23 protein-coding genes and 1 tRNA gene are annotated in these 24,745 nt (G+C 67.6%); 13 read left to right on the forward strand and 11 right to left on the reverse strand.

Going from position 1 to position 24,745, the window contains the following annotated elements; translation table 11 throughout:
• Positions 1–76 precede the first annotated feature (76 nt).
• The 3 genes from NJ1_RS12195 to NJ1_RS12205 all read left to right on the forward strand — a co-directional run bounded on the left by NJ1_RS12195 (position 77) and on the right by NJ1_RS12205 (position 4,561).
• Positions 77–2,242 carry a pyruvate, phosphate dikinase gene (locus tag NJ1_RS12195; RefSeq protein ID WP_067692118.1) on the forward strand — a complete coding sequence of 722 codons (2,166 nt, stop codon included), beginning with the start codon at positions 77–79 and terminating at the stop codon, positions 2,240–2,242.
• Positions 2,232–3,002: a tyrosine-protein phosphatase gene (locus NJ1_RS12200; RefSeq protein ID WP_067692121.1), complete on the forward strand. Its 771-nt coding sequence runs from the start codon at positions 2,232–2,234 to the stop codon at positions 3,000–3,002. Before NJ1_RS12195 ends, NJ1_RS12200 begins: the two co-directional genes overlap by 11 nt.
• 350 nt (positions 3,003–3,352) lie before the next feature.
• Positions 3,353–4,561 (forward strand): TetR/AcrR family transcriptional regulator, encoded by a 1,209-nt coding sequence (locus tag NJ1_RS12205; RefSeq protein WP_067692124.1) that lies wholly within the window; start codon positions 3,353–3,355, stop codon positions 4,559–4,561.
• Between the two features lie 61 nt (positions 4,562–4,622).
• Here the strand turns inward: NJ1_RS12205 and NJ1_RS12210 are convergent, their stop codons facing one another.
• From NJ1_RS12210 to NJ1_RS12235, 6 genes are read right to left on the reverse strand one after another with little or no spacing between them, the layout of a single operon-like run.
• Complete coding sequence (locus tag NJ1_RS12210) at positions 4,623–6,170, reverse strand: long-chain-fatty-acid--CoA ligase (protein ID WP_067692127.1); 1,548 nt, start codon at positions 6,168–6,170, stop codon at positions 4,623–4,625.
• Between the two features lie 10 nt (positions 6,171–6,180).
• Positions 6,181–7,335 (reverse strand): acyl-CoA dehydrogenase family protein, encoded by a 1,155-nt coding sequence (locus NJ1_RS12215; RefSeq protein WP_067692130.1) that lies wholly within the window; start codon positions 7,333–7,335, stop codon positions 6,181–6,183.
• A complete protein-coding gene (locus NJ1_RS12220; protein ID WP_067692133.1) occupies positions 7,335–8,165 on the reverse strand; it encodes an SDR family NAD(P)-dependent oxidoreductase in 831 nt (276 codons plus the stop codon). The genes NJ1_RS12215 and NJ1_RS12220 overlap by 1 nt, the downstream gene beginning before the upstream one ends.
• A gap of 13 nt (positions 8,166–8,178) precedes the next feature.
• Positions 8,179–8,589, reverse strand: coding sequence for a MaoC/PaaZ C-terminal domain-containing protein (locus NJ1_RS12225; protein ID WP_067692136.1), 411 nt, complete (start codon positions 8,587–8,589; stop codon positions 8,179–8,181).
• A complete protein-coding gene (locus NJ1_RS12230; RefSeq protein ID WP_067692139.1) occupies positions 8,586–9,044 on the reverse strand; it encodes a MaoC family dehydratase N-terminal domain-containing protein in 459 nt (152 codons plus the stop codon). The genes NJ1_RS12225 and NJ1_RS12230 overlap by 4 nt, the downstream gene beginning before the upstream one ends.
• Positions 9,041–10,231 (reverse strand): lipid-transfer protein, encoded by a 1,191-nt coding sequence (locus tag NJ1_RS12235; protein ID WP_067692142.1) that lies wholly within the window; start codon positions 10,229–10,231, stop codon positions 9,041–9,043. Before NJ1_RS12235 ends, NJ1_RS12230 begins: the two co-directional genes overlap by 4 nt.
• Positions 10,232–10,645: 414 nt before the next feature.
• Here NJ1_RS12235 and NJ1_RS12240 point away from each other — a divergent pair, with 414 nt between their 5' ends.
• A complete protein-coding gene (locus NJ1_RS12240; RefSeq protein WP_067692145.1) occupies positions 10,646–11,515 on the forward strand; it encodes an alpha/beta hydrolase in 870 nt (289 codons plus the stop codon).
• Here NJ1_RS12240 and NJ1_RS12245 read toward each other — a convergent pair.
• On the reverse strand, positions 11,509–11,790 hold the full coding sequence (locus NJ1_RS12245; RefSeq protein WP_218025177.1) for a helix-turn-helix transcriptional regulator: 282 nt from the start codon (positions 11,788–11,790) through the stop codon (positions 11,509–11,511). The genes NJ1_RS12240 and NJ1_RS12245 overlap by 7 nt on opposite strands.
• A 411-nt stretch (positions 11,791–12,201) precedes the next feature.
• Between NJ1_RS12245 and NJ1_RS12250 the strand changes: the two genes are divergently transcribed.
• The 6 genes from NJ1_RS12250 to NJ1_RS12270 all read left to right on the forward strand — a co-directional run bounded on the left by NJ1_RS12250 (position 12,202) and on the right by NJ1_RS12270 (position 19,152).
• A complete protein-coding gene (locus NJ1_RS12250; protein WP_169813131.1) occupies positions 12,202–13,035 on the forward strand; it encodes a class I SAM-dependent methyltransferase in 834 nt (277 codons plus the stop codon).
• A gap of 257 nt (positions 13,036–13,292) precedes the next feature.
• On the forward strand, positions 13,293–14,408 hold the full coding sequence (locus NJ1_RS12255) for a ferredoxin reductase (protein ID WP_067692153.1): 1,116 nt from the start codon (positions 13,293–13,295) through the stop codon (positions 14,406–14,408).
• 8 nt (positions 14,409–14,416) lie between these two features.
• Entirely contained in the window at positions 14,417–15,655 is a 1,239-nt protein-coding gene (locus tag NJ1_RS12260; protein ID WP_067692156.1) for a fatty acid desaturase family protein, read from the forward strand.
• A 334-nt stretch (positions 15,656–15,989) separates the two neighbouring features.
• Positions 15,990–16,130, forward strand: a complete 141-nt coding sequence (locus NJ1_RS38960; RefSeq protein ID WP_157573916.1) for a hypothetical protein — start codon at positions 15,990–15,992, stop codon at positions 16,128–16,130.
• Between the two features lie 37 nt (positions 16,131–16,167).
• Positions 16,168–17,571, forward strand: coding sequence for a DUF1254 domain-containing protein (locus tag NJ1_RS12265; RefSeq protein WP_067692159.1), 1,404 nt, complete (start codon positions 16,168–16,170; stop codon positions 17,569–17,571).
• Positions 17,572–17,679: 108 nt separating this feature from the next.
• Positions 17,680–19,152 carry a DUF1254 domain-containing protein gene (locus NJ1_RS12270; protein ID WP_084478056.1) on the forward strand — a complete coding sequence of 491 codons (1,473 nt, stop codon included), beginning with the start codon at positions 17,680–17,682 and terminating at the stop codon, positions 19,150–19,152.
• A 35-nt stretch (positions 19,153–19,187) separates the two neighbouring features.
• Here NJ1_RS12270 and NJ1_RS12275 read toward each other — a convergent pair whose 3' ends face one another.
• The 4 genes from NJ1_RS12275 to NJ1_RS38965 all read right to left on the reverse strand — a co-directional run bounded on the left by NJ1_RS12275 (position 19,188) and on the right by NJ1_RS38965 (position 22,139).
• On the reverse strand, positions 19,188–19,847 hold the full coding sequence (locus NJ1_RS12275) for a TetR/AcrR family transcriptional regulator (RefSeq protein ID WP_067692162.1): 660 nt from the start codon (positions 19,845–19,847) through the stop codon (positions 19,188–19,190).
• On the reverse strand, positions 19,834–21,306 hold the full coding sequence (locus NJ1_RS12280) for an MFS transporter (protein WP_067692165.1): 1,473 nt from the start codon (positions 21,304–21,306) through the stop codon (positions 19,834–19,836). The genes NJ1_RS12275 and NJ1_RS12280 overlap by 14 nt, the downstream gene beginning before the upstream one ends.
• 361 nt (positions 21,307–21,667) lie before the next feature.
• Positions 21,668–21,741: transfer RNA gene (locus tag NJ1_RS12285), tRNA-Met, on the reverse strand.
• Positions 21,742–21,923: 182 nt separating this feature from the next.
• Positions 21,924–22,139 carry a hypothetical protein gene (locus NJ1_RS38965; RefSeq protein WP_157573917.1) on the reverse strand — a complete coding sequence of 72 codons (216 nt, stop codon included), beginning with the start codon at positions 22,137–22,139 and terminating at the stop codon, positions 21,924–21,926.
• Between the two features lie 85 nt (positions 22,140–22,224).
• Between NJ1_RS38965 and NJ1_RS12290 the strand changes: the two genes are divergently transcribed.
• From NJ1_RS12290 to NJ1_RS12300, 3 genes are all read left to right on the forward strand, one after another.
• On the forward strand, positions 22,225–22,869 hold the full coding sequence (locus NJ1_RS12290; protein ID WP_067692169.1) for a class I SAM-dependent methyltransferase: 645 nt from the start codon (positions 22,225–22,227) through the stop codon (positions 22,867–22,869).
• Between the two features lie 86 nt (positions 22,870–22,955).
• The gene (locus tag NJ1_RS12295; protein ID WP_067692172.1) at positions 22,956–23,330 is read left to right on the forward strand and encodes a DUF4267 domain-containing protein; all 375 of its coding nucleotides are present in this window, start codon (positions 22,956–22,958) and stop codon (positions 23,328–23,330) included.
• 33 nt (positions 23,331–23,363) lie between these two features.
• Positions 23,364–24,740, forward strand: coding sequence for an FAD-binding oxidoreductase (locus tag NJ1_RS12300; RefSeq protein WP_067692175.1), 1,377 nt, complete (start codon positions 23,364–23,366; stop codon positions 24,738–24,740).
• Positions 24,741–24,745: the final 5 nt, after the last annotated feature.

The raw sequence follows: 24,745 nt of genomic DNA on the forward strand, positions 1-24,745 counted from the left end.
CATCACGCGGCACGCTCGATATATGGACCCGAGCCGGGGCGGGGATGGGGATTGTTCAGCGCATCGAAGGAGTGACATGACCGCGGGAGCCGAGCTTGCGCAGCGACCTGAGGTGGCGGCCGACGCCGTGACCGTTGTCGAACTCGACGGCGGCCGCGTGCTGTCGCGGGAGAAGGTCGGCGGCAAGGCGTGGAGCATCAACCATATGCGGGCGCTCGGGCTGCCGGTGCCGCCGGCGTTCGTGATCACCACCGACGCGTGGGCCGACTTCACCTCGCGGGGTTCGATCGCCGCCGAGATCTGGGAGCAGGTGCTGGCCGGCGTCGCCATGATCGAGCGCGGCACCGGCCGCCGGTTCGGCTCGCCCGATCGACCGCTGCTGGTGTCGGTGCGCTCGGGCGCCGCGATCTCCATGCCCGGCATGATGGACACCGTCCTGAATCTCGGCATGACCGACGAGGTGCAGCGGGCGCTGGCGGACGAGACCCGAAATCCCGGCTACGCCATCGATACTCGGCAGCGTTTCGTGCACCAGTACTGCGAGACCGTGCTCGGTGACGCCGACGGCGCGGTGCCCGCCGATCCCTGGGATCAGCTGCGCGGTGCGGTCGAAGCGGTGTTCCGCTCGTGGGACTCCGCCCGCGCCAAGACCTATCGCGCCAATCGCGGCGTGCCCGACACCCTGGGCACCGCGGTGACCGTGCAGGCCATGGTGTTCGGCAACCTCGACGAATCCTCCGGCACCGGAGTACTTTTCAGTCGCAACCCCAACACCGGCGACGGACCGGTGTACGGCGAGTGGCTGGTCGGCGGGCAGGGCGAGGACGTGGTGTCCGGTCGCCTCACGCCGCGACCGCTGGACGAGTTGGCCGCCGCGCAGCCCGCGGTGCACCAGCGTCTGATCGCCGCCACCGAACTGCTCGAGCGCGACGGCCGCGATCTGCAGGACATCGAGTTCACCGTCGAATCCGGCACGCTCTGGATGCTGCAGTCCCGTTCGGCCAAGCGTTCGGCACGGGCCGCGGTGCGCACCGCCGTCGCCATGGTCGCCGAGGGTCTGATCGACACCGAGGAGGCGTTGCGCCGGATCACCGCCGATCAGGTGCGCGATGTGCTGCGCCCCGCTTCGGGGGAGTCCGGCGGGCGGGAGCCCCTCGCGCGTGGCGAATCCGCCTGTCCCGGACTGGCATCCGGTGTCGTCGTCACCGATCCGGACGAGGCCGAGGCCCGTGCCGAGGCCGGTGAGGACGTCATTCTGGTGCGCCCCACCACCAGTCCCGACGATCTGCACGGCATGATCGCCGCGCGCGCCATCGTCACCGAATTGGGTGGCACCACATCGCATGCCGCGCTGGTGAGCCGGGAACTGGGTCGCCCGTGTGTGGTCGGTTGCGGCCCCGGGGTGGTGGCCGCCCTGACCGGGAAGACCGTGACCGTCGACGGTGGCGCGGGTCTGGTGCTGGCGGGGGAGGTCACCGGCAAACCGGTGGAACAGATCATCCTCGACGACGTGCGACAGCTGGCGCAGTGGGCGGGCGTGTCGAGCGAACAGCTCGCGGCCCGGCTCGAGGAGCGCGCCGCCGCACCCGGAAGTGCTGAGCAGCAGGGAACCACCGCCGTGGCGACACCCGTGACCGAACTGGCCGTGCTGCGGCTGATCGGCATCAAGGGCCGGGTGAATGTCGACAACCTGGCGGCCGGACTGTTCGCCGACACGGCCGAGATCGCTTCGTGCTGTGCGGATCTGGTGACCGCGGGGCTGAGCGCCTCCACTCCGGCGGGCTTCCGGCTCACCCCCGAGGGCAGGCCCCGCCTGGCCGAACTGCTGGAGGCCGAGCGCGCCACCGTCGATCACGCCGCCATGATCGCGGCCTACGACGAGTTCTGCGTCTTCAATGCCGACCTGAAGGTCATCATCACCGACTGGCAGATGAAGGACGCGGGCACCGTCAACGATCACGCCGACGCCGACTACGACGCCGGAGTGCTTGCCCGCCTGAGCGATACGCACCGGAGCCTGCGCCCGCTGATCGCGCGCATCGGTGCCCTGGCGCCCCGCCTGGTCCGCTACATCGACCGCCTGGACCGCGCCGTCGAGCGCATCGGGGAGGGTGATCACACCTACGTCGCGCGCCCCATCATGGACAGCTACCACACCGTGTGGTTCGAACTCCACGAAGACCTGATCGGCCTGTGCGGTCTCACCCGCGCCGAAGAAGCGGCGGCCGGCCGTGCCCACTGACTCCTGCGACCTCGGCCCCCGGTGGATCGAGTTCGCCGAGATCGACAATGTCCGAGATCTCGGCGGGCTGCCGGTCGAGGGCGGCCGCAGCACCCGATTCGGGGTGGTCTTCCGCAGCAGCACGCTGCAGCAGGCCACCGGCGACGACCTCGCCCACCTCACCGGCACTCTCGGCCTGCGCACGGTCATCGACCTGCGCCTGGCCGACGAGGTCGAGCGTGAGGGCTACGGCCTGATCGCCGGCGCGGCCGTGCACATCGCCAACCTCCCGATCCGCAAGTCGCCCCAGTCCTCGCTGGCGGCAAGGGATCTCGTCCCCGACAAGACCCGCGTCGACCTCACCGAGCTGTACGGCCTGCTGCTGGCCGGCAGCGGTGAGCACATCGTCGAGTCGGTCCGCCTGATCATCGACCCCGACTGCCGTTCGGTCCTGTTCCACTGCGCGGCGGGCAAAGACCGCACCGGCGTGCTGGCCGCGGTCCTGTTGGACGCGGTAGGCGTCCCCGCCGAGCACATCGCCGCCGACTACGCACTCACCAACCTGCGCATGCAACGAGTCCGCGACCGCCTCGACGCCCTCCCGTCGTACGCGGGCTTGCCCCAGGCGAACACGGGCATTCTCGCCATCACCGAGGAGGTGATGCTCGGCTTCCTGAAGAACCTGCACGCCGACCACGGTGGAGCAGCCGCCTGGCTCCGGTCGAACGGCCTGTCGGAAACCGAACTCGAGCAACTCCGCCGCGTGCTGATCGCCGACTGATCGCGTCCCCCCGCACCCGCGAATCGCCGCGCAACACGATCAGCACGGGGATCGGGAAGGTGCGGGCCCGCCACGCGGGGTGCCGGACGATGATCAGGGTGGGCCTCATCGCCCTCGGGAGTTCGGGGTCGGCGAGGATCGGAGTCGGCGAGGATCGAGGTCGGCGAGGATCGAGCACGTCTGCGGTCGGTCCGGATCCACCGGCATAAGTGAATCGCAGATAGCGCGACTTGCTCGATGTTGGCTGAATATGCTCTGATGGTGCCAATGTAAGTGAATCCTGGTCGAACCGTTCGGCGGCGTTCGATGACCTGGATCGAGTCCCGGCGGGCGGCGCGAAGGAGTGGCACGTGAGTTCTGGCAGCGTCCGAGTCGCCACCACCCGGCCGGTTCGGGGCACCAGGCCGTCCAATCGGCGCGCATTGATCATCGCCGCGGCCGAGGAGATGTTCTACCGCGACGGGTACGCGGCGGTGAGCATGAGCGGGGTTGCCGAGGCGGTGGCGGTCGGACCCTCGGCGCTCTATCGGCATTTCTCGAGCAAGCATGATCTGCTGGCCGCCGTTGTGGAAGAGTCGCTTTCGGCGGTCGGCGACGTCCTGGACCGAGCGCGGACCGACTCACCGGACCTGCTGACCCGGGTCGCGGCCACGGCTCTCGAGTTTCGCCGGGTGGGTGTGCTGTGGCGCCGCGAATCGCGCCACCTGGCCGAGTCGACGCGCGCGGAGATCCAGGATCAGGTACTGGCGATCTCCGCGCGGCTCACCGAGATCGTGCGGGATCGTCGTCCGGAGCTGCGACAGGCCGAGGCCGATCTGCTGGCCTGGGCGTTGCTCGCGGTGGCGACCAGCATCTCGTTCCACGGTCTGAAGCTGCCCGCGGAACGATTCACCCGCGTGCTCGCGAGCATGCTGGAGGCGGTGTGCTCGGCGGAGTTTGCGGCCCTGGGCCCGCGTTCGCCGCGCCGGACGCCCGCCCCGCGCTGGTACCCCTCGCGCAGGGCTGAAATCATTTCCGCCGCAACGGAACTCATTGCCCAGCGCGGATACTCGAGCGTCGGCATGGAGGATATCGGCGCGGCGGTCGGCATCGCCGGCGCGAGCATCTACAAGCATTTCGCGGGCAAGGCCGAGATCCTGGTGGAGGTGCTCGATCAGGGCAGCGTGATCCTGCGAGCCGATCTCATCCGCGCCCTGGACGCGGCCGACAGCGCGCAGGACGCGCTGCGCGCTCTGGTGGTCGCCTACAGCACCTACGTGCTGACCAATCCGGCGCTGTTCGGCCTGCTGGCCCTCGAGGTCGACATACTGGACCCCGCGGAACATCGCCGCATCCGCGACGTCCAACTCGCGTACGTCGCCGAGTGGGTGCAGCTGGTGCGCCAGATCCATCCCGACCAGGACGCCGTCGAGGCGCGGATTCGAGTGCAGGCGGTGCTGGGTGTGGTCAACGACCTCGCCTCGACCCCGCACGTGCGGGCCCACTCCGACGTGGGCGCGGCGATCGTCGCGGTCTGCGCGACACTGCTCGGGATCCAACCGCCCCGCCAGGGCATGTGACGGACGCACGAAAGGCCGGTTCGGACAGTCGATCCCGAACCGGCCGCGCGCGTGCCGGGCCTCACGAGACCTCGGTGGCCACACCTTCCCAATAGGGCTGCCGCAGTGCCCTTTTCAGAATCTTCCCGGCTGCGGACATGGGCAGCGCATCGGTGAAATCCACGCTGCGCGGAACCTTGTAGTTCGCGATCAGTTCCCGGCAGTGCTCGGTGAGTTCCGCTGCGGTGCACTCGCTTCCGGCCCGCAGCATGACCACGGCGTGCACGCGTTCGCCCCAGCGCTCGTCGGGCACCCCGATCACCGCGCAGGCGGCCACCGCCGGATGTTTGGCCAGCGCGTTCTCGACCTCGGCGGAGTAGACGTTCTCACCGCCGGTGATGATCATGTCCTTGAGCCGATCCACGATGAACACGTACCCGTCGTCGTTCATGTACCCGCCGTCGCCGGTGTGCATCCAACCCTCGCGCACCGCCTCGGCCGTGGCCTCGGGCTTGCCCCAGTAGCCGAGCATGACATTGTCGCCGTGGACCGCCACCTCACCGACGGTCCCGCGCGGTACCTCCGTGCCCTCGGGATCGACGATGCGCACCTCGACATGCGGGGCGGCGCGTCCGGCCGCGCGGCGCAGGCCGGGGTCGTCGTGGTCGGTGGGGGAGAGCAGGGTGGCCACCGGAGACAGCTCGGTCATGCCGTACGCCTGGGTGAAACCCGCTGCGGGAAAGACCTTCCGAGCCCGCTGCAGCACCGACTCCGAGATCGGTGACGCCCCGTAGAGAAAGTTCGTGACGCTGCTCAGGTCGTGCTCGTGGACAGTGGGATCATCCACCAGCATCTGAATCATGGTCGGTACCAACAGCGCGTCGGTGATCGAGTGGGCGCCGATCGCCTCGAGCGTCCCCGCCGGGGTGAACACCGGAATGAACGCGTGCGTCGCACCGGCCAGATTGCCGATCGACCACATGCCGATGGCCGCGAGGTGGAACATCGGCGCGGCATGCAGCACCCGGCCTCCGTGCGAGACCACGTATCCGGTGGACAGTGTGCCCATGGCGGATCCGACGAGATTGTCGTGGCTGAGCATCACGCCCTTGGGATGCCCGGTGGTTCCTCCGGTGTAGAAGACCCCGAGCAGCTCGGCGCCGCCGGTGCGAGTGTCGGGTACCGGCTCGGTGTCCGCGATCAGATCCTCGTACCGCAGCGCACCCGGCGGAGTGTCGGCCTCACCGGTGAACACCACGGTCGACAATCCGTCGAATCGCGCCCGCACAGCGTCCAATACGCCCGCGAAGGCATCATCGACGAACAACACGCGGGTTCCGGAATCGGTCAGTGAGTAGGCGATCTCGTCCGGGCTCCAGCGAATGTTGACCGGATTGACCGCCGCCCCGATCCACGGCACCGCGAACAGATACTCGTGATAGCGGTCGGAATTGAGCCCCAGATAGGCGACTCGATCCCCGGGGCGCACCCCCAGCGCGCGCAGGGCGCCGCCCAGCCGGGCGATGCGGTCGGCGGACTCGGCGACCGTGCGCACTCGATCGCCGAAAATTGTCGCGATGCGCTGTGGTTCGTGCTGAAGCGCGCGATGCAGCGATTGCGTCAGATACATGGTTGATCCCTCACAAGGAACGGGCGATGAGTTCTTTCATGACTTCGTTCGCGCCGGCGTAGATCTTCTGGACCCGGGCGTCGGCATAGCGGCGCGCGATCGGGTACTCGAGCATGTAGCCGTACCCGCCGAACAACTGAACGCATCGATCGATCACCTCGCACTGCACCTCGGTCGCATGCGCCTTCGCGATGGACGCGGTGGGCGCGTCCAGTTCGCCGCGCAAACGCGCCTCGAGGCAGTGATCGACGAAGACCCGCGTGGTCCTGGTGAGGATCGCGCACTGGGCGAGCTCGAAGCGGGTGTTCTGCATGTCGAACAGCGGTGCACCGAAGGCGTTGCGCGCCTTGGTGTATGCGACAGTCTCGGCGAGTGCGGCCTCGGCGACCGCCACCGCGCCGTCGGCGATGAGCACCCTCTCGTGGGCGAGCTGCTTGATCGCGTAGGCGTAGCCCTGCCCTTCCTGCCCGAGCAGATTCGCCGTCGGCACCCGCACGTCGTCGAAGAACAGCTCCGCGGTGTCCTGAGAGCGGAGTCCGACCTTGTCCAGCACGCGCCCGACGCGATACCCCTGTGCCCCGGCGGTTTCGAGAACCAGCAGCGAGAATCCCCGGGTGCCCGCCGACGGATCCGTGCGGACCACCAGCACCACCAGGTCGGCCTGCATACCGTTCGAGATGAAGGTCTTGGCGCCGTTGACCACGAAATGGTCCCCGGTGCGAATGGCCGTGGTACGCAGCGATTTCAGGTCCGAACCACCACCCGGCTCCGTCATCGCGATGGCTCCGATGTATTCGCCGGAGGACATCTTCGGCAACCACCGCAGCTTCTGTTCCTCGGAGCCGTAGGTGAGCAGGTAGTGCGCCACCAGCCCACTGTGCACGCTGACGCCGATGCCGAAGCCCATCTCGGTGAGCTCCATCGCGGCCTGAGCGACCACGAGATCGTGGGCGATGGTGCCGCCCCCGCCGCCGTACTCCTGCGGAATCGCCGCGCACAGCAGTCCCACTTCGCCTGCCTTGCGCCAGAATTCACGATCGACGTGCTTCTGCTCGATCCATCGCTCCCGATGCGGCAGCGCCTCGGCCTCGAAGAAGGCGGTCGCCATCTTCTTGAGCGCGACGACCTCGTCGTCCATCCACGACGATCTGACCACCGCGGACATCAGAGATTGAACCCGCCGCCGCAGACCAGCGTTTGCGCGCTGACGTAATCGGATTCGGGAGTGCAGAACAGGTACACCGCCCCCGCGGCCTCGGCGGGCGTGCCGCTTCGGCCGAGCGGAATCATCTGCTCCATCGCGGTGAGCAGGTTCGGGTTGACCCCGACCTGTATCTGCTTGCCCGCGACGTCGATGGTGCCGCCCGAATCGGCCGGAGCCTCGGTGAGCCGGGTCTTGATCAGCCCGAACGCGACCGTGTTGACGGTGACGTTGTAGCGGCCCCACTCCTTGGCCAGCGCCTTGGTCAAGCCCGTGACGCCGGCCTTCGCGGCCGAGTAGTTCGCCTGTCCGGCATTGCCTCCGGTCCCGGCCAGCGAGGAGATATTGACGACCTTGCGGCACGGGACCGGCTGACCGGAAGCCTTGGCCTGCTTCACCGATCCGGCGATCACCGGCTGCGCCGCGCGCAGAATGCGGAACGGCGCCTTGAGATGGACGTCGAGAATGGCGTCCCACTGTTCGTCGGTCATCTTCTGGATCACCGAATCCCAGGTGTACCCGGCGTTGTTCACGATGATGTCCAGCCCGCCGTAGGTGTCCACCGCCTTGGCGACGAACAGCTCGCCGAAGTCCGGGTCGGTCACCGATCCGGGGCACGCGACGGCCGCGCCGCCCGCGGCTTCGATGGCGGCGACGGTCTCCTTCGCGGGTTCCGCGTCGAGATCGTTCACCACCACGCGCGCGCCCTCGGCGGCCAGCTTCAGTGCGATCTCACGCCCGATGCCGCGGCCGGAGCCGGAGACGATCGCAACCTTGTTGTCGAGATTTCCCATGGGGCAGTTCCTTTCAGAGAGCGACGACGGCCGAGCCGGTGAGCGTCACGGTGCCGTCGGCGAGGGTGATCGTCAGATCGAGAGTGGCGCGGCGTTCCCCGTCGGTTTCCTCGACGGTCACGACGGTCGCGGTGGCGGTCGGAGTCGCGAGCACCGGGGTGATCGCCCCGAACCGCACGCCGTAGGAGCGGATCGCCTCGGGCGCGAACCAATTCGTCAGCAGGCGGCCGAGATACGCCATCGAGAGCATGCCGTGCGCGAACACGTCCGGCAGGCCCGCGGACTTCGCCACATCGATGTCGATGTGCATGGGGTTGTGATCGCCGGAGGCGCCCGCGAACAGTGCCAGCGTCGTGCGGCTGATCGGCGCGATCGCGAGTGGCGGCAATTCGGTTCCGGGCGTGAGCGAGTCGACGGCGGTCATGAGGTCACTCCCGGGTTGCGAACGACGATGACGGACTTCAGGTCGGCGACGAGGCTGCCGTCCGCGCGGGTGACCGCGGTGTGCTTGACGAGGAAGTCGAGCGCGCCGCCCTTCTTGCTGTAGACGTCGGTGATGCGCGGCGTCGCGGTGAGCACGTCACCGGCATGCGCCACCGAGTGGTAAGTGAATTCTTGTTCACCGTGCAATACGAAGCGCAGATCGATGCCGAGCGCGGCCGCCCAGCCGAACGGGTCCGGATTCTCGAGCTCGATCGCGAACAGGAATGTGGGCGGGACGGGCACGCTCGGGTGACCGGCCGCCCGCGCCGCCGCGAGATCGGTGAAGATCGGATTCGTCTCACCGATCGCGGCGGCGAAGAAGCGCAGCCGTCCCGCGTCGAGGGTCAGTTCGGTGGCGGGCAATTCGGTGCCGACCACGCTCGGATCCAGGCTCATGCGCGGCTCGTCTTCTCGTAGAGGGTCACGACCGCGGCGCCACCGAGGCCGATATTGTGCTGCAACGCGATTCGCGCGCCCTCGACCTGGCGGGTCTCGGCCTGCCCGCGCAGCTGCCACACCAGTTCGGCGCACTGGGCCAGACCGGTCGCGCCGAGCGGATGTCCCTTGGACAGCAGTCCGCCCGACGGGTTGGTGACCACCCGGCCGCCGTAGGTGTTGTCGCCGTCGGCGATGAACTTCTCCGCGGTGCCCTCGGCGGTGAGCCCGAGCGCCTCATAGGTGAGCAGTTCGTTCGTGGTGAAGCAGTCGTGCAGTTCGACGACCGGGATCTCGGCCGGGTCGATGCCGGATTCGCGATAGACCTGGTCCGCGGCAGCCTTGGTCATGTCGTAGCCGACGATCTTCATCATCGAGTCCTCGGCGAACGTCGAGTCGAAGTCGGTGGATATCGCCTGTGCCCGGATCGCCACCTCGCGGTTCAGGCCGTGTGCGCGGGCGTACTCCTCGCTGACCAGGATCGCGGCTGCCGCACCGCAGGTGGGCGGACAGCACTGCAGCCGGGTGAGCGGACCGTAGATCCGCGGGGAGTCGAGCACCTCCTGCGCCGTGACCGGATCGCGGAACACCGCGTACGGATTGCCGGCCGCGTGGCGGCGTGCCTTCACCGCGATCTCCGCGAACACCTTCGGATCCACTCCGTAGCGTTCGCAGTATTCCCGCCCGGCTCCACCGAAATACTGTGCGGCGAACGGCGCTTCACTTGCACCCTGCACGCGATGGACGACGCCGTCGAACCGGTCGAACGGCGTCGGCCGATCCGTCCACTGTGAGGCCAGCGCCCCGCGCTGCATCTGCTCGAATCCCACCGCCAGGACGACATCGGCGATCCCGAACTCGACCGCCTGCCGCGCCAGATACAGCGCCGACGACCCGGTGGAGCAGTTGTTGTTGACGTTGACCACCGGAATGCCGGTGCGCCCCACCCGATACAGCCCCGCCTGCCCGCAGGTCGAATCCCCGTACACGTACCCGGCGTAGGCCTGCTGGACGGCGTCGTACTCGACCCCGGCATCGGACAGCGCCGCCCGCACGGCCCGCTCGGCCATCACGTCGTACGTCTGGCTGTGCCGCGGAGTGGTGAATGGAATCATCCCAACGCCCGCCACGAAAACCCGCGTCCCCATGGGAACCTCCTAGCTAATGGTGATTCACATAGCACAACACACGCCAAGTGAATCCGCAATAGCCGATGAGTGAGAGGATGCGGCGCGCCGGTCGTGGAGCCGGGGGTAGTGGCGTGCCGGACGTGCTCCACGCCGTCGGAGCCCTCCGCATCGCGGATGGCGGAGCCTTCGCGTGAGTTCGGCCGACGTGCAGGTCGTGGACCCCGGGTGGTGTGTGCCAGAGGTGCATCACGCTGTCGGAGCCGTTCGTGTCGCGGATACCGGGGCGTTCCGCGCGGGTGCGACCGACGCGGGTGTGCGGTGTGGTCCGGTGGGTGGCGTGCGTGGTCCCCCAGTCGTCATCCGATGGCCGCCGGTCGACGCGGAACCGGCTCTAGGCTTTTCCGGTCAGCACCACTTCGAGGGATCCGGACGATGAGAACCGAACAATTCATTTTCAGCAACGACGGCGATCGACTGGTGGGGGTTCTGCACCTGCCCGAGGGCGACGCCCTCGCCGCCGTGGTCACGAGCGGTCCGCTCACCTCGGTCAAGGAGCAGGCATCCGGGGCGTACGCCCGCGCCCTGGCCGAGCGCGGATTCGCCGCGCTGGCCTTCGATCACCGCACCTTCGGTGAGAGCGAAGGGCAGCCGCGGCAGTTCGAGAATCCGATCGGCAAGGCGCAGGACATTCGCCGGGCCGTGACGGCGCTGCTCGCCGATGAGCGGACCCGGGAGCTGCCCGTGGTCGCGGTCGGCGTCTGCGCGGGAGCCGGATACATGGCCCGCGCGGTCGCGGACGATCCGCGGATTCGGTCATTCGCGGGCGTGGCCGGGTACTACTCCGACATCGCCGCCGCCCCGCCCAGTCAGGAGGCCATCGCGCGGGGGCGCGCCGCCGAGCGGGTATGGCGCGACACCGGCGTCGCGGAGACGATCCCGGCGGTCGCGCCGGACGGCGGTGATGTGGGCATGCCGCTGCGAGAGGCCTACGAGTACTACGGCACCGCCCGGGGCGCGGTGCCCAACTACACCAACGGATTCGCCGTGCAATCCTTCGCGTACACAAGCGATTTCGACACCATCGAGGCCGCCGCCCGGCTCGCGGTCCCGTACACGATGGTGCATTCGGAGAACGCGCTCGTCCCGGCCTTCGCGCGTAAGTTCTACGCGACGGTGTCGAGCCCCGAGTCCGAGCTGTGGCTGGACTCGGTGGGGCAGATCGACTTCTACGACGATCCGCGACTCATCGACGCCGCCGCGGACGCGGCCGCCGCACTGTTCCGAACCACGCTGGCTCACTGAACGATCGAGGCGCGCCCGTCGGTGCGGACCGGCGAGGGGTCGGTCCGGAAGCTGCCGGGGCTCCGCCCCGTCCACTGGACGAACGCCCGGCGTAGCGCCCTGGCGTCGGAATAGCCGACGCGGGCCGCCACCGCCTGGACGGTGAGTTCGGTGTCGCGCAGCAGATCCATGGCGCGCGCCCGGCGCACCTGGTCGACCTCGTCCCGCCAGCTGGTGTCGAGGTCGGTCAGCCTGCGCTGCACAGTGCGTGGGCTGGTTGCCAATCGGGCGGCCACCACCGCGAGGCTCAAGTCGCCGCGTGCCAGCGCATCGGAGACCGCGCGGTGGAAGCGGTCGAGCCACGACGGCGCACAACCCCGCTCCGGGCCCGCCCGCGAACCCGATGATCTCCCACATCCGCCACGCGGACTCGATGGGAACCCGCACCCGGTCGTTCGCGAACTGCGCCGTGTCCACCGCGACGGAACCGGTCAGCTGCGCCGGTGAAATCCCCAGGGACAACGCCGTCCGCTGGAGCATGAGCGCGGTGCGCGCGGGGATGGAGCCTTCGATCACCGGCGGAGCATATCGGGAGAAAATACCGGAAGGTTTGCTGGTCGGGCGGTCGCGGGTGTGTGGGAAAGGCCTGTCGATCGACGAGTCGCCGGATACGCTGGGCTGGAACAGGTCTCGCGAACGGGGGCATCGTGGAGCAGGGGCAGCCGAGTCGCACGGCATTGTCGATCGCCTTGATTCGAGCCGTGCACCAGGCGAGCCCGCCGCCGAGGCTGTGTGATGACCCGCTGGCCGCGGCGATTTCCGGGGTGCCGCTCGGCGAAGTGACCGCCGCACACGAGAATTGGATCCCGGAGCAGCTGCACCCCTGGATCCTCGCCAGGTTCCAGGTGGCGGAGGACGCGATCGCGGCCGCCGCCGCTACCGGAACCCGCCAATTGGTGATCCTCGGCGCCGGCCTCGACACCTTCGCCTACCGCAACCCCCATCCCGATCTGGTGGTGTTCGAAGTGGACCATCCGAGCACCCAGGCATGGAAGCGAGAACGGTTGCGGGCGGCCGATATCGAGGTCCCGCCGTCGGTCTGCTTCGTCCCCGCGGACTTCGAAGACCGACGCTGGGACGAGGCACTCGACCCCGTCGGTTTCGACCGCACAGCCCCGACGATCTTCCTCTGCCTCGGCGTCGTGATGTACCTGACCCGCCCCGCCACCCTGAACCTGCTCTCCCGCACCGCCGCACTCGACGCCCCCACCCACCTCATCCTCGACTACACCGACCCCTCCGCCGCCCAACCCGCCCACCGCCGCGCCGTCGGCGACGCGGTCCTGTCCGAAGTCGCCGACCAGGGCGAACCCTGGCAATGCTTCTTCACCCCGCCCGAACTGACCCGAGAACTCGAAGCCCTCGGCTACGACGAGATCACCGACGCCACAGTCCCGGAAGTCCTGACTCGCTACGGCTTCACCCCCACCCCCGACCACGACGTCTTCTCCGGCCACATCACCCACGCCACCCGGCGCTAGGGACGCCCTCTCGGTGCACAGCGGCAGCATGGCCGGCGCCGGCTCGACAAGGTCGCGCGTCGCGGCTCGACGGATCCTACGCGTCTTCGATCGGTTGAATCATGCAGTTGCGCAGAAGGATTCGTGACAGTTCGGGCTGCCGGGATCGGTCCGACGCAGCTGCCGGGATCGGTCCGACGCAGGGGGTCTCCGGGCTGGTTCCGGTCGGCAATCGACAGTTTCAGTGTACAGTTGTACACAGAAATTGAGGAGTTGCTGTGGGCCTCTTGAAATGGAGCACTCGTCCGACCGTCGACATCGACGCGAAGAAACCCCAGGTCAACGTCTTGCGTGGACTGCTGGCGCGGGCCACCACGCCGCTGCTGCCTGACGACTATCTGCACCTGATCAATCCGCTGTGGACCGCCCGTGAACATCGCGGGAAGGTCATCGACGTGGTGAAGGAGACCGAGGACACCGCTACGGTGACGATCCGTACCGGGTGGGGGTTTCCGGCCGCGTACAAACCGGGTCAGTATGTCGGGATCGGGTTGCAGCTGGATGGGCGGTGGCGGTGGCGGTCCTATTCGCTCACCTCGATCGTGGGGTCGGCGGACAACAAGACGATCGCGATCACGGTGAAGGCCAATCCCGACGGGTTCCTGTCGTCGCATCTGGTGGACGGGGTCGAGCCCTCCACCATCATCCGATTGGCCGCGCCGCGGGGTGATTTCCATCTGCCGGAACCGATTCCGGGCAAGATCCTGTTCGTCACGGCGGGCAGTGGGATCACCCCGGTGATCGCCATGCTGCGCTCGCTCGCAGCACGCGGCCAGCGGCCCGATATCCACCACATACATTCCGCGCCGACCCGCGACGACGTCATCTTCCTCGACGAGATGGAAGCTCTCGCCGAACAGGTGCCGAGCTACGAGTTGCGCCTGCAGCTCACCAGGGAGATGGGCAAGGTCTCGGTGTCCCGTCTCGAAGAGTGGGTACCCGACTGGCGTGAGCGCGAATGCTGGGCCTGCGGACCGCCGGCCCTGCTGGACGCGATGGAATCGCACTACGAGGGCGGCGGCCTGCGCGAACGCCTGCACGTCGAACGCTTCGCCATCGCCCGCACCGATCACGGCGGTGAGGGTGGGACGGTGCGGTTCGCCGTCTCGGACAAGACGGTCGAGATCGACGGCGCGACAACACTTCTCGAGGCGGGCGAAAAGCTGGGCATCCAGATGCCGTTCGGCTGCCGGATGGGCATCTGCAAGACCTGTGTCCTGCCGCTCGCGGGCGGCTACGTCCGCGACCTGCGCACCGGTGAGGAGCGCCGCGAAGGAGAACGAATTCAAACGTGCATCAGCAGTGCCTCTGGTGAATGCACTCTCGATATCTAGGAGGCCCCGTGGCCATTACCGACATCGATACCTACGCACATCTGACCAAGGACGACGTCGAGGCTCTCGGCGCCGAACTCGACGCCATCCGCCGCGACATCGAGGAGTCGCGCGGCGTCGATGACGCCCGCTACATCCGGCGCGCCATCGCGATCCACCGCGCACTGGCGGTCGCCGGCCGCGTCGCCCTGATGTTCAGCAACCGCAAGCCCGCCTGGCTCGCGGGCACCGCGATGCTCTCGCTGGCCAAGATCATCGAGAACATGGAGCTCGGCCACAACGTCATGCACGGGCAGTGGGACTGGATGAACGATCCGGAGATCCACTCGTCCTCGTGGGAGTGGGACACCACCTGCCCCAGCGTGCAGTGGAAGCATTCGCACAACTTCGTGCACCACAAGTACACCAATATCGTCGGGATGGACGACGACGTCGGTTACGGCATCCTGCGCGTGACGCGTGACCAGCGCTGGGAATGGTGGAACGTCGGAAACCCTGTCTACAACCTGATTCTCGGCACGTTCTTCGAGTGGGGCGTGGCCCTGCACCACCTCGAGGTGGAGAAGCTTCGCAGCGGCGACAAGCAGTGGCGCCAGGCGTTCCGGGATCTGCGCATCATCGGAACCAAGGTCGGCAAGCAGGCCGCCAAGGACTACCTGATTTTCCCCGCGCTGGCCGGAAAGAACTGGAAGACAACCCTCACGGCCGATGCCACCGCCAACTTCGTCCGCAACTACTGGACCTACATGGTGATCTTCTGCGGCCATTTCCCCGACGGCGCGGAGAAATTCACCGTCGCGGAGTTCGAAGCCGAGGATCAGCCCCGCTGGTATCTGCGGCAGATGCTGGGATCGGCCAACTTCCGAGCCGGACCGCTGATGCGCTTCATGAGCGGCAACCTCAGCCACCAGATCGAACACCACCTGTACCCCGACCTCCCGAGCAACCGCTACGAGGAGATCGGAGTGCGCGTGCGGGAACTGTGCGACAAGTACGACCTCCCGTACACGACCGGATCCCTCGGCGGCCAGTACCTGCAGTCGTTCCGCACGATCGCCAAACTGGCCCTGCCGAACGCCCTGCTCCGAGCGACCACCGACGACGCCCCCGAAACCGCGTCGGAACTCCGATTCGCCATTCGCGAAGGCATCCAGACCCACTTCGGTGCCGACCCCGAAACGGGCAAGCGCCGCGGGCTCCGCACGGCCCTGCGCGAGTTGAAGCGGGCGCCGGTACGAACCAGCTGACGCCGGGTTACGAATTCCGGGACCTTCGGGAGAGTGCGGACCGGCCGGCACACCACGCCTGGGCCTGCGCGATATCGGCCGCCGCAGTCCAGTCCGCCGATGATCGCGGCCGGAGCCGTGCGGGTACAGATGGGCGCGCACCGATGCGATGGTGCCGATCGGGGCGGCTTGCGGATCGTCGATGCCACACCCGCTGACAATCTCCGTTCCGAATCCTGATCACGCAGTCCGCGACACGCCGTCGTGGGCACATATACCCATCTCACGTGGCGATCGGCAGTTTCACCCGTAAAGGGTGAGGCCGAGACACGGAAAACCGCCTTATGTTCCCGGTATGGGAACGGTGATCGGTGATGCGCCGCCGGTGGCGGTCGGTATGGCGATCTCGCCGATTCCGATGCTAGCCGCCATCTCGCGGCCGCTGTCGGCGCATGCGGGCGGCGCGGTGATCGGCAAGGATCCGGGTGGCCTGTGAGCGCATGTCCCCGACGACTGGTGAACAGGAGAGACGAATGGTGAATCCGTCGTTGCCCGGCCGGTTGGCGCGGGTCGGTATGTCCGGCGAGCTGCCCGAGCGCGCGGATCTGCCGGTGATCTTCGACGAGCTGGACTATCAGCTCGCCTGCCAGGTGTACCTGTGGGCGTTGCCGCTGGTGTCGTACGCCCAGTGGGAACAGCAGCATCGAGAGGTGTTCGGCGCCACCGACTTCGACCTGGTTCACTACGTCAGCTACGCCGACCGCCTGGGCTTGATCACCGCGAACGCCACCACCCCGTACATCCTGAACTTCATCGACCTCGACGCGACCGGGCCGCTGGTCGTGGAGGTGCCCGCCGGACATACCGCGGGTGGGTTCTCCGACTTCTGGCAGCGTGAATTCGGAATCCTCGGCGAAATGGGGCCCGACGGCGGACGCGGCGGCCGCCACCTGATCCTGCCGCCCGGCCACGATACGCCGAAGCTGGACGGCGACTACTACATTCATCAGGCAACCGGGACGAACGTGATGTTCGGATTCCGCACCCTGGACCCGGACCCGGAACGCTCGCGCGCCCTGGTCGATCAGGTGCGGGTCCGGCCCCTCACCGGTGAGGCGCCCCCGACTCGACTCATCTCGCCGCAGGGCCGGCCCTGGTCCGGCGACCAGCCGCGCGGCCTCGACTATTGGATTCGCCTGCACGATATCTATCAGCGCGAAATCGTCGACGAACGCGACCGCTTCTACCTCGCCATGCTCAAACAACTGGGCATCGAGAAGGGCACACCCTTCGAGCCCGACGAGCGACTCTCCGCCATCCTGCGGGACGGTGCGGCGGCGGGAGAGCTCATGGCACAGGCGAACTCGTTCGCCAAACGCTTCCCGGGCGCGATGTACTGGCCCGATCGGCGCTGGGATCTGGTCCTGCAACTCGACCACTCGAATCAGCGCGCGTCCGGTTACGACCAGTTGCTCGAACGCGCCGCCTGGTTCTACGAGGCGGTCAGCTTCTCCTCCGCGATGAAGAGTCAGACCCCGGGGGTCGGCCAGGCCTACCTGGGCGCCTACACCGATGCCGACGGTGAGTGGCTCGACGGCGGAGAGTCCTACACCCTGCGTGTTCCGGCGAACCCGCCCGCGAAACTCTTCTGGTCGGTCACGGTGTACGACGCCTGGACTCGCTGTCTGATCGACAACGAGCAGCAGCGCGGGGATCGCGGTTCTCGCGATCCGGAACTCGTGATGAACGAGGACGGATCGGTCGACGTGTACTTCGGCCCGACGCCGCCGGACAGCGGCACCACGAACTGGATCCAGACCATCCCCGGCAAGCACTGGTTCTCCTACGCCCGCTTCTACGGTCCATTGGAACCGTACTTCGATCGCAGCTGGAAGCTCGGTGACATCACCCGCGCGGCCCGGGCCTCGAGTAGCTAACGCGTTACGACCCTGCGGCACAAGACATCCGACTGATTTCCGGTTCCAACAGCGATACCGCACTGCGCCTCACGCTCTGTCCCGAGACCTGCCGTCCAGAGGAGAATCATGCGTGAAGACCGGGAAGTCGCCCAGCGGGGAACCGGGTCAGGCGCCCGGGGTGGGCGGTCGCGACGCTCGTTCTTCGGGCTCGCCGCGGCGGGTACCGCGGCCTTCGCGCTGGCGGCCTGCTCCTCGGACAACACATCCTCGGACAGCGGTTCCGGGTCGAGTGCCGCCGGTTCCGGATCCGAGGACCCCAAGTCGATTGCCATCGACGCCTACGTATTCGGATATCCGCTGGTGCTCATGGACGTCACCCGGACACAGGCGGAGGCGGTGACACCAGTCAATCGGTTCCAGCACGCCACCACCCTGCCCGGTCCGGAGCGCCGGGACGTGGTCCGGCTCAACCTCGACACCCTGTACTCGATGGCCTGGCTGGATCTCGCGGCCGAGCCGGTCGTGCTGCAGATACCCGAGGTGCCGGACAACCGGTACTGGCTCATGCAGATCATGGACGCGTGGAGCAACACCCAGCACGACCCGGGAAGCGTTCGGCCACAGGTGAAATCGGGTGCGAGTGCCCCGCCCTACACCTACGCGCTGACCGGGCCGGGCTGGTCGGGCAGCCTGCCCGACAGCGTCACGCAATTGGCCGTGCCGACGCCGACGGCCTGGATTCTGGGGCGCATCGAAGTCAACGGCAATGACGACATCCCCAATGTCGAAGCCGTGCAACAGAAGATGAAGCTGGTACCACTGAGCGACTGGACGGCCGGGCGCGATGCTCCGGTCGCACCGACCGTACCGGCGGACACCTCCATGCCGCCGGTCAAGGAGGTTGCCGCGATGGACGCCGCGGCGTTCTTCCAGCGCGTCGACGCGCTACTGGCGGTGAATCCGCCCGCAGCCGCCGACGCCGATGCGATGAGCCGGTTCGCCAAGATCGGCGTCACACCCGGCGGCACCGTGACCGGTATCTCTGCCGAGGATCTCACCGCGGCGGCAAGTGCGGCCGCACAGCGGATTCAGCAGTTCGACGATCCCGAGCAGAAAGATGAGAACGGCTGGAAATTCGCCACCGACGTAGGCACCTACGGCACCGACTACCTGTTGCGCGCCAATATCGCTCTGCAGGGGCTGGGGGCGAATCTTCCACGGGACGCGGTCTACCCGACGATCTTCACCACCGCCGACACCAACGGCACACCCAAGCGCTTCCGGCTGCGCTTCGCTGCGGGACAAACCCCGCCGGTCGACGCGTTCTGGTCGATCACCGCCTACGACGCCGACGGCTTCCTGATCCCGAATTCGGCGGCCATCTACGCCATCGGCCACCAGGTGCCGGTCACACTCGATCCGGATGGTTCACTGAACCTGGTGGTCCAGAACGCGGACCCGGGACCCGATGTGCCGCAGGGCAATTGGCTGCCCATCCCGGCCGCCGGTCCCTTCTCTCTCACCCTGCGCATGTATTCACCGAAGGACAACGTCATCGACGGCAGCTGGCAAGTGCCCGCGTTGAACACCGTCTCATGACCCGCACCATCGAGAGCTGAACTCGCGCGGCCGGACTACTCGGGCGAGTGGCTCTCGGTGGTGTGGCCACGCGAATGCAGGCGGGCCCTGGCTCGGAACGCGAGTTGTTCGTCGAGGGGTTCCTCTACGAGTTCCTCTGCGCCAGGGCGCATTCCGGCGATGCACAGGGCCAGATGGCGTTTCCACGCGGTGTCGGCGACGCCGCGGGTTGTCTCGATCACGCCGCGCATCGCCCAGAATTGGACCTCGAGGTCGGTGTCGGTGAGGTCTTCGCGAATGTGGCCCGCGGCCTTGGCCGCGACCAGCAATTCGGCAACGATTCGCCAGTATTCGGCCTTGAGGGCCTGGGTTTCCTCGTCGTTCCACAGGCGCGGGAGGCAGCCCCGTTGGGAGGCGATGACCTCGCCCGTCCGGTAGAGCAGCTGTTCCAGGCCGCGGCCGTCGGTGCGGTCGCGCGCCGTGTTCGCGATGACCACCAGGTCGTCCAGGAGCTTGCGGACCAGGGCGCTGATCAGTGCGTCCTTGGTGGGAAAACGGCGGTAGAGCGTGCCCATTCCGACTCCGGCGACGCGGGCGATCTCATCGACGCTGGCGTCCATCCCGGACTCGGTGAAGACCAGCTCGGCCGCGTCCAGGAGCCGTTGCCGGTTCTGCGCGGCGTCGCGGCGCAGAACCTTGGGCTCATTCGGATTCATCGCCCACTACGGTACCGCCCGCGACCAGCGCCAATTCGCCGTGGGCGAGCTCGGCCGGATCCTCGAGACGCGAGTCCCGGTTCCGTGCGATCGCGGGGATGAACAGTGCGGCGAAGGCGGCCAGGGCGACCGCGATGCCGAGCATCACGAATCCGTTGGTGTAGCCGGATTCCTTCGGCAGGCCCGAGGGCGCGGCCCCGATGCTGATGACGCTGGCCATGAACGCGGCGCCGAGCGAACCGCCGATGGTCCGAATATTGGCGTTCATACCGCTGGCGACGCCGGTCTGCGCCGGTGACACGGCGGCCACGACGACATTGGACATGGCCGAGAAGGCCACGCCGAAGCCGATGCCGATGATGGCCATCGCGATGTAGATGTCGATCTCGTAGTCGTGCAGGAACGCCAGCATGAAGTAGCCGACAGCGCCGATCAGCGAGCCGGCGAACAGCACGTTCTTGGAACCGAAGCGTGCTGCCAGCGGCCCGGATGCCAAGCCCAGCAAGAACATTCCGACGGTCATCGGCAGCAGCATCAGACCGGACCGGGTCACCGACGCGCCGAAGCCGTAACCGGCCGAGGTCGGAGTCTGCAGGAACTGGGGCAGGAAACCGAAGTTCGCGTACATGCCGACACCCATCAGCAGGGCCACCAGGTTCGCCGCCCACACCGTACGAATCCGCATCATCTTCATGTCGATGAGCGGATTGGCCGAGCGCGTCTCGGCGACCACCCAGGTGACCAGGATGATCACCGCGGCCACCAGCAGGCCCAGCACCTTGGGCGAACCCCAACCCCAGCTCGGCGCCTGACTCACCGCCAGCAGCAGCGCGACCAGCCACCCGGACAGCAACAGCGCCGTGGCCCAGTTGACCTTGCCCTCGTTGCGGTTCTGCGACTCCGGGATCAGGAAGTACGCCGCCGCCGCGCCGATGGCGATCATGACGAGCGGGATCCAGAACAGCCAGTGGTAGCTCAGCACGTCGACGATCGGGCCGGCGAACACGATTCCGAGACCCGCGCCCACCGCGGTCAGAGCCGCGATGATGCCGACCGCGCCGGGCACCTTCTCCCCGGGGAACTCATCGCGAATGATGCCGAATGCCAAGGGCAGCACACCGCCACCGATGCCCTGGATCGCCCGCGCCACGATCATGACCGACAGGCTGGTGGCCAGTGCGGCGAGCAGCGAGCCCACTCCGAGCGCCACCAGCGCGATCACGAACAGCCGCTTCTTACCGTGCATGTCACCGAGGCGGCCCATGATCGGCGTGAAGATCGACGCCGACAACAGATACGCCGTCAGCACCCACGTGACATCGGTCTGGCTGGTACCCAGCGATTCCTGGATGGTCGGCAATACGGGCATCACCAGCGACTGCAACAGCGCGAAAGCGCCGACCCCGAGCGCGAGAACTACGAACGTCACCTGATAGTGCGCTCGACGGGCGGTTTCCATTCAAGACTCCTCGTCGAACCGGAGAACAGACTCCGGATGCTGAGAAAAGTAGCATCTGAAGCGGAGTACCCGCTCCGCATAGGGGATGGGTCACAGGGGGTACGCGATAGCGGTCCCGATCACATCTACGACGGACCTGCCGGGTGTCGGGCGACCGCGGTTGCGAAGGGGGATGTGTAGAAGCACTGAGGCAGAACGAGTTCTGGGCATGCGCGAAAGTTGTTCGAGGACAGAAGGAATGGCCGACCGGCGAAGGACGTCGTCACGGCCGAAGGCCGCGCTCGGATCGGCCCTGGCTGATCAGTGGGTGTCGAATCGACGCGAAAAAGGCCCGGAACCAATGGTTCCGGGCCTTTCGTAGTAGCGGGGACAGGATTTGAACCTGCGACCTCTGGGTTATGAGCCCAGCGAGCTACCGAGCTGCTCCACCCCGCGTCGTTGTGAGAGCAACTGTAGCGCAAGGTGTGGCGGGTGCTCGCGGTGGGGCGGCTTTCGGGGCGCGTGTCGCGTACCCCAGGTGTGCCTCGTGGGCTGGTGAAGCGGTCGGCCGTGGTTGTTCCCCCACCGACGGGCGACCGAAAGGTGTTGCTGGATCGGGTTATTCGGGTATCGAGAGGTCAGTTTCCGGAAGAGAAAAGGGGGCGGATGTCGCCGAAGCGGGTGTCGCAGCGGGTGCAGGCCCAGCGGGGAGAGCCGGCTCCCAGGACACCGCCGCCGACCACGATTTCACCCCGGGCGGCCTGCTCGGAGGCAGCGGCGGCGGGGAGGCCGTAATGGACCGGCGTCGCCGGGGTGCCGCACTGCGGACATGAGGGGTGGTGGTCGTCGTTCATTCCGACAGCCTAGTGGGGTGGTCCGACCGAAACCGATTTCGGTGGGGGAGAGGCCGGTTATCCGAGTGTCGGTAGGGTTGCGCGGGTGAGCTGGGTGACCAGGAATCTGTGGGATCACAACGCGTTCTATCACCGCCTGCTGCTGCGGAGAATTCCGGCGTCGGCGACCCGTGTTCTCGACGTCGGTTGTGGCGCTGGGGTTTTCGCGAGCAAGGTGGCCGCCCGGGGCGGTCGGGTGGATGCCATCGACCGGTCCGAGGTGATGATCGCCCAGGCGCGGCGCACGGTCCCGGTGAACGTCACCTGCATTCTCGGCGACATTCTGACCGAGCCGCTGCCCGCCGGGAGTTACGACGCGATCGTGTCTGTCACCGCGCTGCATCATCTCCCGCTGCCGCAGGTGCTGCCGATCCTGGATCGCGCCCTGCGTCCGGGCGGAGTGCTCGTGGCCATCGCACTGCCGAAATTCGATCCGGTTCGCGATATTCCGGTGGAACTGGCCGCGTTCCTCGCGCAGCGGGTCGGCACGCTCACCTTCGCGGCGCTGCGGACGATCGGTCGCGGGAGCTGGTACGCCAGGGAATCGACACACGATGAGATGCCGGTGCTGCTCGACCCGCCGCTGACCACACACCAGGTGCGCGAACAGGCGACCGCGCTGCTGTCCGGCGCGCGAGTGCGACGCCTGCTGTTCTGGCGGTATCTCCTGGTCTGGAACAAGCCGGACTAGGGCACGGTAATTAGGGCAATCGCCCCATACCGCGGACCTGTGTTCCGCCATACGTTTCTCCTCACCACCAGTGAACAAGGAGAAACGTGCTCAGCCCCATCGCCTACGGACTCGCCATCGTGCTCGACCTCACGATCATCTTCATCGGAGTCCGATTCTTCCTGGTTCCCGACGCCGCGGCCACGGCCTTCGGCGTCCCCGCTCGGTCCGACGGCGATGCCGGTACGTACCTCACGGTCAAAGGTCTGCGCGACGTCACCTCCGGGGTGATCGGGTTGGCGGTGCTGGCCTTCGCCGGAGCGCATCCGGCGGGCTGGGCCATGCTGGCGGTGTCGCTGACTCCGTTCGGCGACACCGCGATCGTGCTGCGCAACGGGGGCACCAAGGCCGCCGCCTTCGGCATCCACTTCGCCACCGCCGTGGTCGTGGTGCTCAGTGGCGCACTGCTGCTCGCGGCCTGACGCGTCGACGATCACCACACCGGAGTGTCGAGGATGACCAAATACGAATTGCGCACGGTCGTCGAGGGCCGGGTCTGGCTGCCGGGTGAACGTGGATTCGACGTGGCCCGCCAGGCGTGGCATCTCACGGTCGAGCAGCCGGTGGCGGCGGTCGTGGAGGCTCGGGACGTCGAGGACGTGGTCGCGCTGGTGCGCTACGCGCGCCGAACCAGCTCCACGGTGGCGGTGCAACCCACCGGATCCTGCGCGTCCGGCAATACCGCGGGCGTGATTCTGTTGCGCACCAGCCGCTTCGACGAGATCCGGATCGATCCGGCGCGGCGCATCGCCCGGATCGGCGCGGGCGTCTCCTGGGGGCAACTGCTCGCGGCGGCCGAGCCGCACGGCTTGATCGGCCCGGCCGGGAATTCGCCGGTGGTCAATGTGGTGGGCTCCACGCTGGGCGGCGGAATGTCGTGGTTCGGCCGCAAGTACGGCCTCGCCTCCGCGGGCGTGCGCGCCTTCGACGTGGTCGACGCCGAGGGTGCGCGAGCGCGGGTCACGTCCGATTCCGATCCCGAACTGTTCTGGGCGCTGCGCGGCGGGGGCGGCGACCTCGTGATCGTCACCGGCATGGAGCTCGAGTTGTATCCCGCGCCGAATCTGTACGGCGGGCAACTCATGTGGAGCGCGGACCGGACCGGTGAGGTGCTCGCCGCCTATCGGGAGATCGTCCGGCACGCTCCGCCGGAGCTGTCGGTGTGGGCCGAGCGGCGGCAGCTGCCGGGGGCCGAGGGCCGGATCGCGATCGCCGCCACCTACCTGGGCGACGCCGACGAGGCGCGTGCGCTGCTGCGGGGTTTCGACGCCATCGACGCTCCGGTCGCGGACACCCGTGGTCCGCTGACCCCCTCGAATCTCGGTGCGCTGACCTCGGAACCGGTCGATCCGGGACCGGGAATCACCCGGTCGGAGCTGTTGACCGAGCTGGACGACGAGGCCGTGGAGATCCTGTTCGCCGAATCGATCAGCCCGCTGATCGGCGTGCAGGTGCGCCTGCTCGGCGGCGCGTTCGCCGAACCGCACTCGGGCGCGCATCCCGCTGTGGCCGAACCTTTTTCGGTTCACCTGCACGGTCTCGCGACCAGCCCGGCCACGGCGCGGACAGTGCGGGACACCCAGCGCCGCATAGTCGTCGGCCTGGGCGGGCGGATCGGCGCGCGTAAGCCGTTCACCTCGCTGATCCCCGGCGAGAGCATCGCGGCCGCCTTCGACGGCCCGACCGTCGATCGCCTCAGCGACCTCAAGCGAATCCGCGACCCGTACACCGTCTTTCGCGCCAACTTCCCGATCCACCGCGCCGAGATGCGCGCGGTGTTTCGCAGAGACTGCGACTGCCATCGGCCCGCCATGCCCCCGTGGGGCTGGTAGTTCGC

Origin of the sequence: Nocardia jejuensis NBRC 103114, assembly GCF_001613145.1 — a bacterium.
GTDB classification, from domain to species: domain Bacteria; phylum Actinomycetota; class Actinomycetes; order Mycobacteriales; family Mycobacteriaceae; genus Nocardia; species Nocardia jejuensis.

Coding starts and splice junctions, on each gene's coding strand:
- NJ1_RS12275 (WP_067692162.1), bottom strand. CDS start 19,847: ATGAATCCGAATGAGCCCAAGGTTCTGCGCCGCGACGCCGCGCAGAAC.
- NJ1_RS38960 (WP_157573916.1), top strand. CDS start 15,990: ATGGGAACGGTGATCGGTGATGCGCCGCCGGTGGCGGTCGGTATGGCG.
- NJ1_RS12195 (WP_067692118.1), top strand. CDS start 77: ATGACCGCGGGAGCCGAGCTTGCGCAGCGACCTGAGGTGGCGGCCGAC.
- NJ1_RS12210 (WP_067692127.1), bottom strand. CDS start 6,170: ATGTATCTGACGCAATCGCTGCATCGCGCGCTTCAGCACGAACCACAG.
- NJ1_RS12220 (WP_067692133.1), bottom strand. CDS start 8,165: ATGGGAAATCTCGACAACAAGGTTGCGATCGTCTCCGGCTCCGGCCGC.
- NJ1_RS12215 (WP_067692130.1), bottom strand. CDS start 7,335: ATGTCCGCGGTGGTCAGATCGTCGTGGATGGACGACGAGGTCGTCGCG.
- NJ1_RS12225 (WP_067692136.1), bottom strand. CDS start 8,589: ATGACCGCCGTCGACTCGCTCACGCCCGGAACCGAATTGCCGCCACTC.
- NJ1_RS12265 (WP_067692159.1), top strand. CDS start 16,168: ATGGTGAATCCGTCGTTGCCCGGCCGGTTGGCGCGGGTCGGTATGTCC.
- NJ1_RS12240 (WP_067692145.1), top strand. CDS start 10,646: ATGAGAACCGAACAATTCATTTTCAGCAACGACGGCGATCGACTGGTG.
- NJ1_RS38965 (WP_157573917.1), bottom strand. CDS start 22,139: ATGAACGACGACCACCACCCCTCATGTCCGCAGTGCGGCACCCCGGCG.
- NJ1_RS12270 (WP_084478056.1), top strand. CDS start 17,680: ATGCGTGAAGACCGGGAAGTCGCCCAGCGGGGAACCGGGTCAGGCGCC.
- NJ1_RS12235 (WP_067692142.1), bottom strand. CDS start 10,231: ATGGGGACGCGGGTTTTCGTGGCGGGCGTTGGGATGATTCCATTCACC.
- NJ1_RS12280 (WP_067692165.1), bottom strand. CDS start 21,306: ATGGAAACCGCCCGTCGAGCGCACTATCAGGTGACGTTCGTAGTTCTC.
- NJ1_RS12230 (WP_067692139.1), bottom strand. CDS start 9,044: ATGAGCCTGGATCCGAGCGTGGTCGGCACCGAATTGCCCGCCACCGAA.
- NJ1_RS12300 (WP_067692175.1), top strand. CDS start 23,364: ATGACCAAATACGAATTGCGCACGGTCGTCGAGGGCCGGGTCTGGCTG.